16 protein-coding genes are annotated in these 14,657 nt (G+C 73.7%); 15 read left to right on the top strand and 1 reads right to left on the bottom strand.

Translation table 11 applies throughout. The features are described 5' to 3' along the window. The first annotated feature begins 34 nt into the window (after window positions 1-34). The 12 genes from OOJ91_RS10820 to OOJ91_RS10765 all read left to right on the top strand — a co-directional run bounded on the left by OOJ91_RS10820 (window position 35) and on the right by OOJ91_RS10765 (window position 10,835). Window positions 35-739, top strand: a complete 705-nt coding sequence (locus OOJ91_RS10820; protein WP_266244474.1) for a cell division protein SepF — start codon at window positions 35-37, stop codon at window positions 737-739. 30 nt (window positions 740-769) lie between these two features. Next, window positions 770-1,075: a YggT family protein gene (locus OOJ91_RS10815; protein WP_266244473.1), complete on the top strand. Its 306-nt coding sequence runs from the start codon at window positions 770-772 to the stop codon at window positions 1,073-1,075. Window positions 1,076-1,119: 44 nt separating this feature from the next. Beyond that, a complete protein-coding gene (locus OOJ91_RS10810; protein ID WP_007463015.1) occupies window positions 1,120-1,926 on the top strand; it encodes a DivIVA domain-containing protein in 807 nt (268 codons plus the stop codon). Window positions 1,927-2,273: 347 nt separating this feature from the next. Then, the gene (locus OOJ91_RS34570; RefSeq protein ID WP_439117060.1) at window positions 2,274-2,861 is read left to right on the top strand and encodes a hypothetical protein; all 588 of its coding nucleotides are present in this window, start codon (window positions 2,274-2,276) and stop codon (window positions 2,859-2,861) included. Between the two features lie 5 nt (window positions 2,862-2,866). Then, window positions 2,867-3,178, top strand: a complete 312-nt coding sequence (locus tag OOJ91_RS10800; protein ID WP_266244472.1) for a DUF167 domain-containing protein — start codon at window positions 2,867-2,869, stop codon at window positions 3,176-3,178. A 22-nt stretch (window positions 3,179-3,200) separates the two neighbouring features. Further along, complete coding sequence (locus OOJ91_RS10795; RefSeq protein WP_266244471.1) at window positions 3,201-4,700, top strand: potassium/proton antiporter; 1,500 nt, start codon at window positions 3,201-3,203, stop codon at window positions 4,698-4,700. A 223-nt stretch (window positions 4,701-4,923) separates the two neighbouring features. Continuing rightward, complete coding sequence (locus OOJ91_RS10790; protein WP_007463005.1) at window positions 4,924-5,343, top strand: TraR/DksA family transcriptional regulator; 420 nt, start codon at window positions 4,924-4,926, stop codon at window positions 5,341-5,343. A gap of 65 nt (window positions 5,344-5,408) precedes the next feature. After that, complete coding sequence (gene lspA, locus OOJ91_RS10785; RefSeq protein ID WP_266244470.1) at window positions 5,409-6,023, top strand: signal peptidase II; 615 nt, start codon at window positions 5,409-5,411, stop codon at window positions 6,021-6,023. Then, window positions 6,020-6,964 (top strand): RluA family pseudouridine synthase, encoded by a 945-nt coding sequence (locus tag OOJ91_RS10780; RefSeq protein ID WP_266244469.1) that lies wholly within the window; start codon window positions 6,020-6,022, stop codon window positions 6,962-6,964. The genes lspA and OOJ91_RS10780 overlap by 4 nt, the downstream gene beginning before the upstream one ends. A 42-nt stretch (window positions 6,965-7,006) precedes the next feature. Continuing rightward, window positions 7,007-8,044 (top strand): hypothetical protein, encoded by a 1,038-nt coding sequence (locus OOJ91_RS10775; protein WP_266244468.1) that lies wholly within the window; start codon window positions 7,007-7,009, stop codon window positions 8,042-8,044. A gap of 95 nt (window positions 8,045-8,139) precedes the next feature. Then, entirely contained in the window at window positions 8,140-9,879 is a 1,740-nt protein-coding gene (locus tag OOJ91_RS10770; protein WP_266244467.1) for a MinD/ParA family ATP-binding protein, read from the top strand. 56 nt (window positions 9,880-9,935) lie between these two features. Beyond that, window positions 9,936-10,835: a DUF2567 domain-containing protein gene (locus OOJ91_RS10765; protein ID WP_266244466.1), complete on the top strand. Its 900-nt coding sequence runs from the start codon at window positions 9,936-9,938 to the stop codon at window positions 10,833-10,835. Here OOJ91_RS10765 and OOJ91_RS10760 read toward each other — a convergent pair. Next, the gene (locus tag OOJ91_RS10760; RefSeq protein WP_266244465.1) at window positions 10,750-11,454 is read right to left on the bottom strand and encodes an LON peptidase substrate-binding domain-containing protein; all 705 of its coding nucleotides are present in this window, start codon (window positions 11,452-11,454) and stop codon (window positions 10,750-10,752) included. The two genes, OOJ91_RS10765 and OOJ91_RS10760, sit on opposite strands and share 86 nt — an antisense overlap. Before the next feature lie 106 nt (window positions 11,455-11,560). Between OOJ91_RS10760 and hisD the strand changes: the two genes are divergently transcribed. The 3 genes from hisD to hisB are packed head-to-tail and all read left to right on the top strand — an operon-like array spanning window position 11,561 to window position 14,561. After that, a complete protein-coding gene (gene hisD / locus OOJ91_RS10755) occupies window positions 11,561-12,883 on the top strand; it encodes a histidinol dehydrogenase (RefSeq protein WP_266244464.1) in 1,323 nt (440 codons plus the stop codon). After that, window positions 12,880-13,953: a histidinol-phosphate transaminase gene (locus OOJ91_RS10750; protein ID WP_266244463.1), complete on the top strand. Its 1,074-nt coding sequence runs from the start codon at window positions 12,880-12,882 to the stop codon at window positions 13,951-13,953. Before hisD ends, OOJ91_RS10750 begins: the two co-directional genes overlap by 4 nt. Beyond that, complete coding sequence (hisB, locus tag OOJ91_RS10745; RefSeq protein ID WP_007462985.1) at window positions 13,950-14,561, top strand: imidazoleglycerol-phosphate dehydratase HisB; 612 nt, start codon at window positions 13,950-13,952, stop codon at window positions 14,559-14,561. The genes OOJ91_RS10750 and hisB overlap by 4 nt, the downstream gene beginning before the upstream one ends. Window positions 14,562-14,657 lie beyond the last annotated feature (96 nt).

Raw genomic sequence — 14,657 nt, 5'->3', positions numbered from 1 at the left:
GGCGAGTGCCGCACGGCGGACGGAAGGGCGCGGGATGGGTGCACTGCGCAAGGCGGGGGTCTGGCTCGGTCTCGTCGAGGAAGACGACGAGCGGGCCTACGACGACGGCGGCTACGACAAGGGTGGCTACCGCGAGTCGCGGTACCGGCAGAGTCGGTACGCCGAGGAGTTCGCCGACGAGGACGACGACGACGCCGAGGAGCCGCCGGCTCCCCGGCCGCGCGCCAGCGAGCGGGGCCGGCTCTCCGAGCGGTCCACCGGGCGCGGCGGCGACTCCGACCGCGGTGACGGTGAGCGTCCCGAGCGGGCGGAGCGTGCCGAGCGGGCAAGCGTGCGGTCGATCACGCGGTCCTCGGCAGGCGACACGTCGGGCGCGTTGAGTTACCACACGCGCGACAATCTGGCCCTCGCGCCGCAGGCCGCGACCCGGGAGCGCGTGGCCGTGCCCGAGGAGGAGCAGCGCTACCAGATCACCACTCTGCACCCGACCACCTACCGCGAGGCGCGCACCATCGGCGAGCACTTCCGCGACGGCGTACCAGTGATCATCAATCTCACCGAGATGGATGAGGCCGACGCCCGCCGTCTGGTTGACTTCGCGGCCGGTCTGGCGTTCGGGCTGCGCGGTACGATCGAGCGCGTGACCAATCGGGTGTTCCTGCTCTCACCGGCCAATGTCCAGGTCACCGCTGAGGACAAGGCCAAGATCGCTGAGGGTGGTTTTTTCAGCCTGAGTTGACCCCGCCCGACCCGAGGGACGTCGCTTACCGTGTTGTCGATCTTACTGCAAGTGTTGTACTTGGTCCTTTATGTCTTCCTGCTTCTTCTTCTGTCCCGGTTCGTGTTGAGCGCCGTTCTTCAGTACGGCCGTCGGTGGCAGCCGGGGCGGGGCGCGGCTGCAGGACTGGAATCCGTGTGGAGCGTCACTGATCCCCCTCTCAACGCGTTGAGGCGTGTGATCCCTCCGCTGCGAATTGGTACCGTGAGCATCGACCTGGCCTCCCTTGTGCTCCTGGTTATCCTGTTCGTGCTGATGGAGTTCGTGTTAGGGCCGTCGATCACGGCATCTGCCTGATGACCGACGCGCTTTCGCGGCCGCAACTGACCCGAGGAGTTTCGATGCCGCTGACCCCGGCCGACGTCCACAACGTCGCCTTCAAAAAGCCGCCGATCGGCAAACGGGGGTATGACGAGGAGGAGGTCGACGCCTTCCTGGACGAGGTCGAGCGCGAGCTCGCCCGTCTCATCGAGGAGAACAACGAGCTGCGCGCCCAGGTGGAGCGCGGCGGCCGTGGCGGCGCCCCCGCCGGCCCCGGCGGCGACGCCCGACTGGCGGCGGAGCTCAACGACGTCAAGGCCCAGCTGGACCGGGTGCAGCGCGACAAGTCCGCTGCCGAGCAGGCCGCCCGCGCCATGCAGGCCGAGCTGGAGCAGGTCCGGGCGACTGGCGGCCCGGCCGGCGGCGTCACCGGTGACGGTGAGCAGCAGGCCCTGCGCGTGCTGATGATGGCCCAGCGCACCGCCGACGACCACGTGTCCGACGCGCGCCGCGAGGCCGACCAGCTCCTGTCCGAGGCCCGGAGCAAGGCCGAGGAGGTGACCCGCGAGGCTCGCGCGAAGGCCGACGCCCTGGAGCGGGACGCCCGCCAGCGGCACCAGGAGGCCATGGGTGGCCTGGACGCCAAGCGCACGGCCCTGCAGAAGCACATCGAGGAGCTCAAGCAGTTCGAGCGCGAGTACCGCACCCGGCTCAAGGCGTACCTGGAGAGCCAGCTGCGGGACCTCGACGGTCGCGGCCAGGGCCTCGAAGCCGAGATGACCCGCTCCGAAGCAGGTCGGGTCGCCGGCGGCAACGGACTGGCGGCGGCAGGGCTCGCCGGTTCGTACGGCGGCGGGCGCTCCGGCGCCCTCGAAGCCGGACGCTGAGCACCGGCCGGCGATCGCTGTCCGCAGATGGTGACGGTCGCCGGCCCTGCCTGGACGGTACGAAGCGGCGGGGGTGAGCCGTGATAGTTGCGAGTCTTCTGCTCATCCTCGTCGCTGTGGTGCTGCTGGTGTTCGGTCTGGCCGGTGGCTCCAGCATTCTGTTGACCATTTCCATCGCGGCCAGTCTGCTGGCCGCCGTGGCGTTGGTGGCAGGCGCCCGCCAGGCAGCCGCCAACCGCGCGACGGCGGATTCCGGTCGGCCCGGTCCGCGGGACCGCGCGACATTCCGCAGGGCCAGCCAGGCCGAGCCGGGGTTCGCGTACGGTCCACCGCTGGCCGAGCCGGACGTGCCGGTCCAGCACGTACCTTCGACTGTCGGTAACGGCGGCGCCGGGTGGCGGCAACCACCCGAGCCGCCGTCCGACCCCGACGCGGCGCCACCGTCGGACGCGTGGCCGCCGCATGACGCGGCCGCGCCCTTCGATGTGGCTTCGTCCCATGACGCCGCCTCGCCCTTCGATGTGGCTTCGCCGCATGACGCCGCCTCGCCCTTTGTCGCAGCGCCGCCGTTCGAGCCGGAGACGCGGTTCGTGTCCCCGGCCGACGGGACACGCTCCTCGCCCGTCAGCCCGGCATCGCCCTTCGTGGCGCGGGGCGACGAGGGGTACCCCTCCGACGCGGCGGCGGTCGACGCGCTCGCCGACGAGCCGGCCGAGCAACCGATCACCCCTGCCGAGGCGGCCCGGGTCTCCCGGCTGCCCGACCCCGTCGTGGTGGTGGACGGGCGGCCCCGCTACCACCTGGCCGGGTGCCCGCACCTGGCCGGCCGTGTGTCCGAGCCCCTTCCGGTCGCCGAGGCCGTCGAGCTGGGCTTCACGCCGTGCGCGGCGTGTGCGCCGGCGACCGCCCTGCTCACCGATGCTCGGCCGATCTGAGCGCGGTGCCGGTGCCCCCGCAGGACGCGCTCACCGTGGCGGTGCGGGTGAAGCCCGGCGCCTCCCGGAACACGGTTGGTGGCCGCTTCGACGGCCCGCACGGTCCCGCCCTGGTGATCGCGGTCCATGCTCCGGCGGTGGACGGCCGGGCGACCGAGGCGGCCCGCCGTGCCCTCGCCGACGCGTTGGGCGTGCGGACGGCCATGGTGTCGCTGCGCACCGGCGCGACCAGCCGGGACAAGCTGTTCCTCGTCGACCGGCCGGGCCCCGGGCTGACCGACGTGCTGCACCGACTGCGCGACGGATCCGCAGGGTGAGGACCGCCCGGGCCCGGCAACCGTGACGCCCGGGCTGGATATCGCGCTGCTGCTCGGCGCGGCGGTGCTGCTGGTGGCCGTCGGCGCCGTCCGGCTCTCCAGTCGCCTCGGCGTGCCCAGCCTGCTTGTCTACCTGGCGCTCGGCGTGGCCATCGGCGAGGCCGGGCTGGGTATCCGCTTCGACGACGTGGAGTTGACCCGGACCCTCGGCTTCTGCGCGCTGATCGTGATCATCGCCGAGGGTGGCCTGACCGCCAGGTGGAGCGCGCTGCGTCCGGTCCTCGGGTTGGCCTCCGCGCTCTCCACGGTCGGCGTGATCGTCAGCATCGTGGTGGTCGGCATCGCCGTACACCTGTTGTTGGGTCTGGACTGGCGGCTGGCGTTGCTCTACGGCGCGGTGCTGTCCTCCACCGACGCGGCGGCCGTGTTCGCCACCCTGCGACGGCTGCGGCTGCCGCCGCGGCTGACGGCCACACTCGAGGCCGAGTCGGGCATGAACGACGCCCCGGTGGTGCTGCTGGTGGTGCTGCTGTCACACGAGGGCTTCTCGCATCCGTGGTGGTACGAGGTCGCTCTGGTCTGCTACGAGCTGGGCGTCGGCGCGGCGGTCGGCGTGGGTGCGGGCCTCGCCGGCACGTGGGCGCTGCGCCGGGCGGCGCTGCCGTCCGCCGGGCTGTACCCGATCGCGGCGGTCGGGATCACCGTCCTGGCGTACGCCGCCGGCGCCGTGCTGCACGCCTCGGGCTTCCTCGCCGTCTACGTGGCGGGGGTGCTGCTGGGCAACGCCCGGCTGTCGCACCGGCGGGCGATCCTCGGCTTCGCCGACGGGTTGGCGTGGCTCGCCCAGATCGGGCTGTTCGTGCTGCTCGGTCTGCTGGTCTCGCCGGGCCGGTTGGACGCGGCGGTGCTGCCGGCGGTGGTCGCCGGTCTGGCGCTGGTGCTGCTGGCCCGGCCGCTGTCGGTGGCCGTGTCGGCGCTGCCGTTCCGGGTCGGCCTGCGCGAGCAGGCGTTCCTGTCCTGGGCCGGGCTGCGCGGGGCGGTGCCGATCGTGCTGGCCACCATTCCGCTCTCGGAGCGGGTGCCGGGCGCGGAGCGTCTCTTCGACGCGGTCTTCGTGCTGGTGGTGATCTTCACGCTGGTGCAGACCAGCACGCTCGGTCCGTTCGCCCGTCGGCTGGGGATCACCGCGCCGGCCGAGGCCACCGAGATCCACGTGGAGACCGCGCCGCTGGAGCGGATGCGTGCCGATCTGCTCCAGCTTGAGGTGCCGGAGGGGTCGCGGCTGGCCGGCGTGCACGTCGACGAACTGCGGCTGCCGGTGGGCGCCTCGGTGACCCTGGTGCTGCGCGACGGGGTCGGTTTCGTGCCCGGCCCGGACACCCGGCTGAAAACCGGCGACAGCCTGCTGATCGTCGCCACCGGTGGGGTACGCGACGCCACCGAACGGCGGCTGCGGGCGGTCAGCCGACGGGGCCGGCTGGCCCGATGGTTTGGCGAGTACGGGGAGGAGGCGGTCGGTTGATCTGCTAGCGTTCCCTTTGCCCCGGTTAGGCAGGGATCGGGGCTGTTGAGCGGTACGACGGTGCGCCACGTTGTCGGACGCCTGTACGTTCCGTATTCTTGCCAACCTCCGGAGTGCGCGGCCATCGTCGCCGCGCGCCCCTTTTCGTACTTGGGGGCCGCCTTCGTCGGCGCCCCTGACCAGGTGCCGCGACCGCGCGGCTCCGCGGCCGAGGGAGCGACCCATGGCGAAGCCAGCCGACACCAGGACCGCCGGCCGCAAGCCGGTGGCCAAGGCCACCCGCAGCGCGGCGGAGACCGAGAAGATCCGGGCGGCGCTGGCGGCGCGGCGGGACGAGCTGCGCGCCGAGTACGATCAGACGCTGAGCGAGATCACCGAGCTGCAGCGCGATCGGTTGACGGACTCGGCCGGGGACGACCAGGCCGACACCGGCACCAAGACGTTCGAGCGGGAGCAGGAGATCTCTCTCGCCAACAGCATTCTGGAACGGATCACGCAGGTCGAGCGCGCCCTGGAGCGCCTCGACGAGGGTGGTTACGGCTGGTGCGAGCGGTGCGGCAACCCGATCCCGGTCGAGCGCCTCGCCGCCTTCCCGTCGGCCACCCTGTGTGTGACGTGCAAGCAGTTGGAGGAGCGGCGCTGAGGCCCGGTCCCCGTCTGCGATGAGACGGTGAGCGATCACCGCCGAGACACCTCGATGGGGAGCGCATGACCGCAGCACCGCCCGCCGAACCCGGCCGTACCGACCCGGGCGGCGGCAAGCCCCGGCCCCGGGCCGTCGCGATCCTCGCCGGGGTGGCCCTGGTGGCCCTGGTGGCAGACCTGGTGACCAAGCACCTCGCGCTGGCCGCGCTCAGCGACCGGGAGCCGGTCCGGGTGCTGGGCGGGCTGGTCTACCTGAGCCTGACCCGCAACAGCGGCGCCGCGTGGAGCATCGGAGCGAACTACACCTGGGTGTTTCCGCTGATCACCATCGGTGTGGTCGGCTGGATCGTCTGGATGGCGCTGCGGCTGCGGTCGCTGCCGTGGGCGATCTCCCTCGGCCTGGTGCTCGGAGGCGCGCTGGGCAACCTGATGGACCGGATCTTCCGGGCGCCCTCACCGTTCCACGGCCACGTGGTCGACATGATCAGCGTCTTCGGGCCGTACGGCGAGTACTTCCCGGTGTTCAACCTGGCCGACAGCTCGCTTGTCTGCGGTGTGCTGCTGGCAGTGCTGCTGGAGCTGACCGGTCGTCAGCGTGACGGCCGCCGGGCCGGCCGTGACGGCGGCTCCGCCGACGCGGGTGCCACCGCCGACGCCGAGCAGAGGGAGCGGGCATGACCTCCACTTTCGCCGCCGGTGGCGACCACCGTTCGCTGCCCGTGCCCGACGGTCTCGACGGCATGCGCCTGGACCAGGCGGTGTCCCGGCTGTTCGGCCTCTCCCGGACCGCCGCCGCCGCGCTTGTCGACGCGGGCGACGCCCTCGTCGACGGCGCTCCCCGACCCAACTCCCACAAGGTCAAGGCCGGCTCCTGGCTTGACGTCACGCTGCCCGCCCCGGTCGCCCCGCCGACAGTGGTGCCGCAGGCGGTGCCCGGCCTGCGCGTCGTGTACGCCGACGACGACATCGTGGTGGTGGACAAGCCCGTGGGCGTGGCCGCGCATCCCAGCCCCGGGTGGACCGGCCCGACCGTGATCGGCGCCCTCGCCGCGATCGGACACCGCATCTCCACGAGCGGCGCCGCCGAGCGGCAGGGCGTGGTGCACCGCCTCGACGTGGGCACCACGGGGATCATGGTGGTGGCCAAGAGCGAGCAGGCGTACACGGCGTTGAAGCGGGCCTTCAAGTACCGCGAGGTGGACAAGGGCTACCACGCGGTGGTGCAGGGGCACCTGGACCCGCTGCGGGGCACCGTGGACGCGCCCATCGACAGGCACCCCACCCACGACTACCGCTGGGCTGTGGTGTCCGGCGGCAAGCCGAGCATCACCCACTACGACACGCTTGAGGCGTTCCCGGCGGCCAGCCTTGTCGACGTCCGGCTGGAGACTGGCCGGACGCACCAGATCCGGGTGCACTTCTCCACGCTGCGGCACCCCTGTGTGGGTGACCTCACGTACGGCGCCGATCCCACCCTCTCGGCCCGTCTCGGCCTGGCCCGACAGTGGCTGCACGCCCGCGAACTGAGCTTTGTGCACCCCCGTTCGGGGGACGAGGTCCGGTTCGTCAGCGACTACCCTGACGATCTGGAACGTGCGCTTGAGATCCTGCGTGACTGAGCGGCGACCACCCGACGACGATCCGACGAGGGGATCCCGCCCGTGCGCGCCGGCGACCTGCTGCGGCAGCTGGACCAACGGCTGCTGCCGCCGCTGACCCGGGCGGTGGCCCGCCTCGGTGACCGGTCGGGGCGGTCCGGCGTGCTCACCTGGGCCGCGGTGCTCTCTGTTGCGGCGGTGCTGGGCACCGCCGTGTGGGCCGCCGACGACGCGCCGGTGGGCGACCGGACGGTGGGCGAGGTGACACGTGTCGGGGTGGCCGACGGCGACTCCGTCCCCGGCTACCTGCGCTCGGCCGCGGCCGACCTGGCCGCGCTGAGCCCGACCGCCCCGGCCACCGGGGACGGGACGTACGCCCTGGTCGTGCTCGACGCGTACCTGCCACCGCAGCGGCTGGCCGCGGTGCTCGGCGACGTGTCGGTCTCGACGGTCTTCGGGCGGGTGCCGCTGCCCGGCCGGCAGACCGAGATCGTCCGGATCCCCGCGCTGCGCGTGCCGGACGACGTGGTCGCCGGCATGGCGCAGGTGGCCGCCCGCAAGGACGGCGAGGCCGCCGACTACCGGGCCAGGGCCGCCGGGGTGCGCGGCGACGGCGCCGCCGACCGCGAGCTGCGGGAGCGGTACGCCACCGACGCCGACGTGGCGAGCGCCGAGGCGGCGGCGTTCCGCACCGGCTGCGCCTGCGTCTACGCGGCGGTGGTGCGCGCGGTGCCGGCGGTGCTGCGGGGCGTCGCCTCCCGCCCGGACGTGCGGGCCGTCGACCCGGCACCCGAGGTGTACCGACTCGACCGCACGGTCTTCAACCCGCCACTGCCCGAGCAACGCGACGTGGTCCGCCCGCCTGCCGACACCGGGTCCGGTCCGGTGCCGACGCCGCTGTCGAGCGGATGGTCGACGCCGAGCACGCCGAGCACGCCCCGGCCGCCGGTGCCGATGGGCGAATCGTCGGAACCCGCACCGCTCGTAACAATCCCGTCACCCGAGTCGCCCTCGGCCGAGCCCACCGAGGCGGCCCCGCCGAGTGTCACCACCTCCCCGGACGCGACAGGCGCCGGGTTGCTGCCGCCCTCCCCGTCGTGATCTGCGCCGGGTGGTGTGCGTGCTCAGGTGTGGTCCGAATAGGGTTTGGTTCGTAGCCTGTCAGACAGAGATCGATGGTGCTGGGAGGGCGGGCCGTGGAGGGCAGTGAGACCGGCTGGGGCCGGCCGGCCGAACCAGCGCCGAGGTGGCGGGCATTGCTGGACCGTGCCCGGCTGGGTGGCCGGGCCGCTGAGCAGCCCGAGCCCGAGCGCCGCGCCGACGAGGCGGCACCGGATCCACTGCCGCGACGCGCGGCCCCCAACGGCTACGCGGGGCGGGCGTCGGCCATCGGGCATCCGGCCGATCTGTCGTACGGCCAGGAGCCCGGTTACCGGGCCGAGGCGACCTACCGGGTCGATCCCGCCTACCGTGCCGAGCCGGGGTACCGGTCCGAGCCGGACTATCGCGCGGAGCCGGCGTACCGGTCCGAGCCGGACTACCGCGCCGAGCCGGCGTACCGGTCCGAGCCGACGTACCGGGCGGAGCCGGACTACCGGGCCGAGCCGGCCTACCGGGCCGAGCCGACGTACCGGTCCGAGCCGGACTACCGGGCCGAGCCGGACTACCGCGCGGAGCCGACGTACCGGGCCGAGCCGGACTATCGCGCCGAGCCGACGTACCGCGCGGACCCGACGTACCGGGCCGAGCCGACCTACCGCGCCGACCCGGGCTACCAGACCGAGCCGACGTACCGTGCCGACCCGGGTTACCAGGCCGAGCCCGAGACGCCGCCGCGCCAGGCCGAGCCGGAGTCGCGCTACGCCCTCCTGGACAACGGCTACCGGCAGGGCAACCCGGCGGGGGAGTCCCGGTACGCGCTGCTGGAGACCGGTTACCAGCCGGAGACCGGCTATCCGACTCAGGTGCCGCCGGTGACCCCGCCGGTCCCGGCTGTCGCGCCGCCACCTGTCGCGCCACCACCGGCCACCGCGCCGCCCGCCCCGCCGGTCGCGCCGCCACCGGGCTCGGCCATCGCCGAGCGCGGCTACCCCGCCCGGATCGAGTGGCGGCCGCAGGGCGTCGACCAGGAATTGGAACGCGCCACCGGCGTGCTCCGCCGCGACCTGGGCACCCCACGCGTCTTCGCGTTCGCCAACCCCAAGGGCGGCGTGCACAAGACCACCGCCACGGTGCTCGCCGCCGCCACCGTCGGCAGCGTCCGGGGGCGGGGCGTGTTGGCGTGGGACGACAACGAGCTGCGCGGCACCCTGGGGTTGCGCGCCGGCAGCGCCCGGCACGCGCGCACCATCCGACACCTGATCAGCGACCTGGCCCAGATCGAGATCCTGGAGGACGCCACCCTGCTGGAGCGGCTGGACGACTACCTGCGGCACGCCTCCGACGGCTCGTACGACGTCCTCGCCGGCGAGGAGAGCCCGCGCTTCGCCCAGCGGCTCGACCAGTTCACCGTCAAGCGGGTGCTCGAGCTGTTGCGGCGTACGCACGACGTGGTCTGCGTGGACACCGGCAACAACGTGGAGAGCGCCAACTGGCGCACCGTGATGCAGGCCGCCGACCAGCTGGTGGTGACCACCGTGCCCCGCGAGGACGCGGCGTTCAGCGCCGACTGGATGCTCGACCTGCTGCACGAGGAGGGCATGGGCGAGCTGGCCGACAACGCGGTCACCCTCATCTCCTGCCCCACTCCCGGCCGCTCGCCCCTGCAGGACGACCTGGAGCGGCACTTCGCCACGCGTACCCGCGCGGTGGCAGTGGTGCCGTACGACCCGGCGTTGGAGACCGGCTCGTCGATCGAGTACCACCAGCTCCAGCCGGAGACCCGGCAGGCGTGGCTGCGGGCCGCCGCGGCCATGGCGGAGCCGTTCGCCCGGTGAGCTGGTTCGCCGCCACCGGCGCCCCGGCCCGTCGCGGGGCCTGAGAGGATCATCGGGTGAGCCCGGACAACCCCGACCCTGAGCGGCACGTCGACGACGCCGACCGGCCTGCCCCACCCCCACCGCCGGGTGCGGCGCCCGCGGAGAGCGCGCCGGCCGCGCCGCCACCAGCCGCGCCCCCGCCCGGGTTCGGCCCCGGAGGGGGTCCCGCCTCGACGGCGTACCCGGGCGAGGGTGCCGGCTCGACGGCGTACCCGGCCGAGGGTGCCGGCTCGACGGCGTACCCCGGTGAGCCGGAGCCGGCCCCCGACGAGCCGCGCCGGCCGCTGCGGACGGTGGCGACGGTGCTCGGGGCCGTGCTGGCCCTGGCCGTGCTGGGCGGGCCGCTCGGGCTGCTCTGGGCAGTGCTCGCGCCGGACACCCCGGTGCTCAAGACGGCCGAGGGGGCGATCTACGCCGAGCCCCAGCCGGAGCAGCCGATCGCCGCAGACGGCTGGTTCAGTCTGCTCGGGCTGGCCTTCGGGGTGCTCGCGGCGCTGGCCCTGTGGTTCCTGCTGCGCCGCCGACGCGGCCCGGTGGGGCTGCTCGGCGTGGTGCTCGGCACGCTGGCCGCCGCGCCGGTGGCCTGGCAGGTGGGGCGTCGGGTCGGGCTGCCGACCTTCGACCGGCTGCTGGACAGCGCCCCGGCCGGGCAGGCGTTCACCAAACCCGCCGACCTGCGCGCCGGTGGAATCGACTGGCTGCTAGGCGTGGTGCCGGTGCCGCACGGCAACCTGCTGCTGCCGGCGTTCGGCGCCGCCGTCACGTACACCCTGCTGGCCGGCTGGTCGCGGTGGCCGGGCCTGCGGCCGGAGCCGGACCCGGCGGCGTTCAGTTGGGTGTCGGCGGAGACGCCAGCTCCGACAGCGGCACCGGAACCGCCCGCACCTGGCGCAGCAGAGCCGCCTCGCGGTTGAGCAGCCGCAGCTCGGCGCGGAGCCGGGCGGCGGTGTCGTCGATGGCCAGCAGCCGCTGCCGGTCGTCCACGGTCAGCGCGGCGGTGGCCGCCACCAGGTGGGAGAGCACCGTCGGATCCTCCGGAAGCTGCTCGGAGATCTCCTCCGGGTCGGAGCGGATCAGCCCGAGGTACTGCCGGAACACCGCGATCACGCGGGCGGCCAGCAGGTCGGCCACCTCGTCCGACCCGGTCGCCTCGGGTAGCCACTCGACCTCGGCGGTCAGGTAGGGCTCGCTGCTCTCGTCGACGTCGGCGATCCGGAACCGCCGCCGGCCGACGGTGACGATGTCGAAGCCGCCGTCGGCCAGCTCGGTGACCTGGCGCAGCTCGGCGGTGCAGCCCACCTCGTGCAGGGTGACGTCGCCGACGCCTGGCGTCGCGCGGGCGCCCGGCCCGGCGGGCGCGACCTCCCAGCCGGCCTGGATGGCCACCACCCCGAACTCGCGGGACGCGCCCTCGGGCAGGTCGACCAGGTGCCGGACCAGGGCCCGGTAGCGCTCCTCGAAGATGTGCAGCGGCAGCACCAACCCGGGGAAGAGCACCGTTGCGAGCGGGAACACCGGCAGCCGTGCGGTCACATGGTCGAGCCTAACCAATCGCGCCCGCGACGGCGTGGCCCGGCTCACCGTCCCGCCGAGCGGGCGGCTGGGGTGGGCTCCGGGCGGGCCGCCTAGACTCGCAAGGGTGCTGAATCGGATCGACCTGCGCGACGGTCTCGGTGACCCGCGCCGCCTGCTGCCCCGTGCCCAGCTCGACGTGTCGGTGGCCGTCGAGCGGATCAAGCCGCTCGTCGAGGCGGTCCGGGATCATGGGTACCCGGCGATCCGGGAGGCGAGTGAGCGGTTCGACGGCATCTCACCGGAGGTGCTGCGGGTCCCGGTGGAGGCGATCGCCGAGGCCGAGGGAGTGCTCGACCCGGCCGTGCGGGCCGCGCTGCTGGAGTCGATCGCCCGTGCCCGCCGGGTGCACGACGACCAGCGGCGCACCGACCACACGACAAGGGTGGTGCCCGGCGGCACTGTCACCGAGCGGTGGCTGCCCGTCGACCGGGTGGGCCTCTACGTTCCCGGCGGCCTGGCCATGTACCCGTCGACTGTGGTGATGAACGTGGTGCCGGCCCAGGCGGCCGGGGTGCGCTCGCTAGTGGTGGTCAGCCCGCCGCAGAAGGACAACGGAGGCCTGCCCGATCCCCGGGTGCTCGCCGCGTGCGCGCTGCTCGGGGTCGACGAGGTGTACGCCGTGGGCGGCGCCCAGGCGGTGGCGATGCTTGCGTACGGCGCGGCGGTCGACCCGGCGGGAGCGCTGCGGTGCGAGCCCGTCGACCTGGTCACCGGCCCGGGCAACATCTGGGTGACAGCCGCCAAGCGGCTGCTTCGTGGTGTCGTCGGCATCGACGCCGAGGCCGGCCCGACCGAGATCGCGATCCTGGCCGACGACAGCGCCGACCCGGCGCACGTGGCCGCCGACCTGATCAGCCAGGCCGAGCACGACCCGCTCGCGGCGAGCGTGCTGGTCACCCCGTCGACGACCCTCGTCGAGGCGGTCGAGCGGGAGCTGGCCCGGCAGGTGCCGGCCACCAAGCACGCCGAGCGGGTGACCACGGCGCTGACCGGCGAGCAGAGCGGTGTGGTCCTGGTCGACGACCTCGAGGCGGGGCTGCGGGTGGTCGACGCGTACGCGGCCGAGCACCTGGAGATCCAGACGGTCGACGCCCGGGAGTGGGCGCTGCGGGTGCGCAACGCCGGAGCGATCTTCGTGGGCGCCTGGTCGCCGGTGTCGCTCGGCGACTACTGCGCCGGCTCCAACCACGTGCTGCCCACAGGTGGCTGCGCCCGGCACTCGTCCGGGCTGTCGGTGCAGTCGTTCCTGCGCGGCGTGCACCTGATCGAGTACACCGAGGCCGCGCTGCGCGAGGTGGCCCCGCACGTGGTCACCCTGGCGAACGTGGAGGACCTGCCGGCGCACGGCCAGGCCGTGCAGGCCCGCTTCCCGGGAGGGCTGGCGTGACCTCGCTCGACGATCTGCCGATCCGCGACGACCTGCGCGGGCTCTCGCCGTACGGGGCGCCGCAGCTCGACGTGGCCGTGCGGCTCAACACCAACGAGAACTCCTACCCGGTGCCGGAGCCGGTCGTCGACGCGATCGGCAAGGCGCTCGCGGCGGAGCTGCGCGACCTGAACCGCTATCCCGACCGGGACGCGGTGGCGCTGCGCGCCGACCTGGCCGAATATCTCGGGCACGGCCTGACCGTCGAGCACGTCTGGGCGGCCAACGGCTCCAACGAGATCCAGCAGCAGCTGTTGCAGGCGTTCGGGGGGCCGGGGCGTACCGCGTTGGGTTTCGTGCCGGCGTACTCGATGCACCCGCTGCTGGCCCTCGGCACCGGCACCCGGTGGGTGCCCGCCGCGCGCGGCGTCGACTTCGGGTTGACCGCCGACGAGGCGGTGGCCCAGGTCCGCGAGCACCGGCCCGACGTGGTCTTTCTCTGCTCGCCGAACAACCCCACAGGCACGGCGCTGGACCCGACTGTGGTCGCCGCGGTGCTCGACGTCGCGCCCGGCATGGTGGTCGTCGACGAGGCGTACGCCGAGTTCGCCCGGCCGGGCACGGTGAGCGCCCTCGCGGTGCTGCCCGGCCACCCGCGGCTCGTGGTGACCCGCACGATGAGCAAGGCGTTCGGCTTCGCCGGTGGCCGGCTGGGCTACCTGGCCGCCGACCCGGGGGTGGTGGGGGCGGTGCAGCTGGTCCGTCTGCCGTACCACCTGTCCGCTCTGACCCAGGCCGCCGCCCGCGCGGCGCTCGCCCACCGCGACGCCCTGCTGGGTACGGTGAGCGCGATCATGGCCCAGCGGGACCGGATCGTCGCGACGCTGCGCGGTGGCGGCCTGCGGGTGGCTGACAGCGACGCCAACTTCGTGCTGTTCGAGTCCGGCGGCGACCAGGCCGTCGCCTGGCGGGCCCTGCTGGCGCAGGGGGTGCTGGTCCGCGACGTCGGCCTGCCCGGCTGGCTGCGGGTGACCGCCGGCACCCCGGCCGAGACCGACGCCTTCCTAGCTGCGATGGAGACCCTGCGATGAGTCGGACCGCCCGGGTGGAGCGGATCACCAAGGAGACCAAGGTCCTCGTCGAGATCGACCTCGACGGCACCGGCGCCGCCGAGATCAGTACCGGCGTGGGCTTCTACGACCACATGCTCAACCAGATCGCCCGCCACGGCGGCTACGACCTGACCGTGCGGACCGTGGGTGACCTGGAGATCGACGCGCACCACACGATGGAGGACACGGCGCTCGCGCTGGGCGCCGCGTTCGACGAGGCGCTCGGCGACAAGGCCGGCATCCGACGGTACGGTTCGGCGACCGTCCCGATGGACGAGGTGCTGGTCCGGGCCGCTGTGGACCTGTCCGGCCGGCCGTACGTGGTGCACGACGAGCCGGTGCTGGCGCCGTACATCGGGCCGGTCTATCCGACAAGCATGACCCGGCACATCTGGGAGTCGTTCGGCCAGGCGGCCCGGATCACCCTGCACGTCGACGTGCTGCGGGCGGCCCGTCCGGGTGGGCACCCGGACGCGCACCACGTGGTGGAGGCCCAGTTCAAGGCGGTGTCCCGGGCGCTGCGCGAGGCGACCGCGATCGACCCGCGGGCGGCGGGCGCGATCCCGAGCACGAAGGGGGCGCTCTGATGAGCGCGAGGAGCGCAGCGCAGCGGAGTCCCGCAGTCGCGAATGAAGGGTGGCTCTGATGAGCGCGAGGAGCGCAGCGCAGCGGAGTCCCGCAGT

This window comes from Micromonospora lupini, assembly GCF_026342015.1.
Lineage (GTDB): Bacteria > Actinomycetota > Actinomycetes > Mycobacteriales > Micromonosporaceae > Micromonospora > Micromonospora lupini_B.
The sequence above is the reverse complement of the archived record's forward strand: the minus strand, read 5'-3'. Positions and strand labels throughout refer to the sequence as shown.

Coding starts and splice junctions, on each gene's coding strand:
- OOJ91_RS10820 (WP_266244474.1), top strand. CDS start 35: ATGGGTGCACTGCGCAAGGCGGGGGTCTGGCTCGGTCTCGTCGAGGAA.
- OOJ91_RS10810 (WP_007463015.1), top strand. CDS start 1,120: ATGCCGCTGACCCCGGCCGACGTCCACAACGTCGCCTTCAAAAAGCCG.
- OOJ91_RS10790 (WP_007463005.1), top strand. CDS start 4,924: ATGGCGAAGCCAGCCGACACCAGGACCGCCGGCCGCAAGCCGGTGGCC.
- lspA (WP_266244470.1), top strand. CDS start 5,409: ATGACCGCAGCACCGCCCGCCGAACCCGGCCGTACCGACCCGGGCGGC.
- OOJ91_RS10780 (WP_266244469.1), top strand. CDS start 6,020: ATGACCTCCACTTTCGCCGCCGGTGGCGACCACCGTTCGCTGCCCGTG.
- hisB (WP_007462985.1), top strand. CDS start 13,950: ATGAGTCGGACCGCCCGGGTGGAGCGGATCACCAAGGAGACCAAGGTC.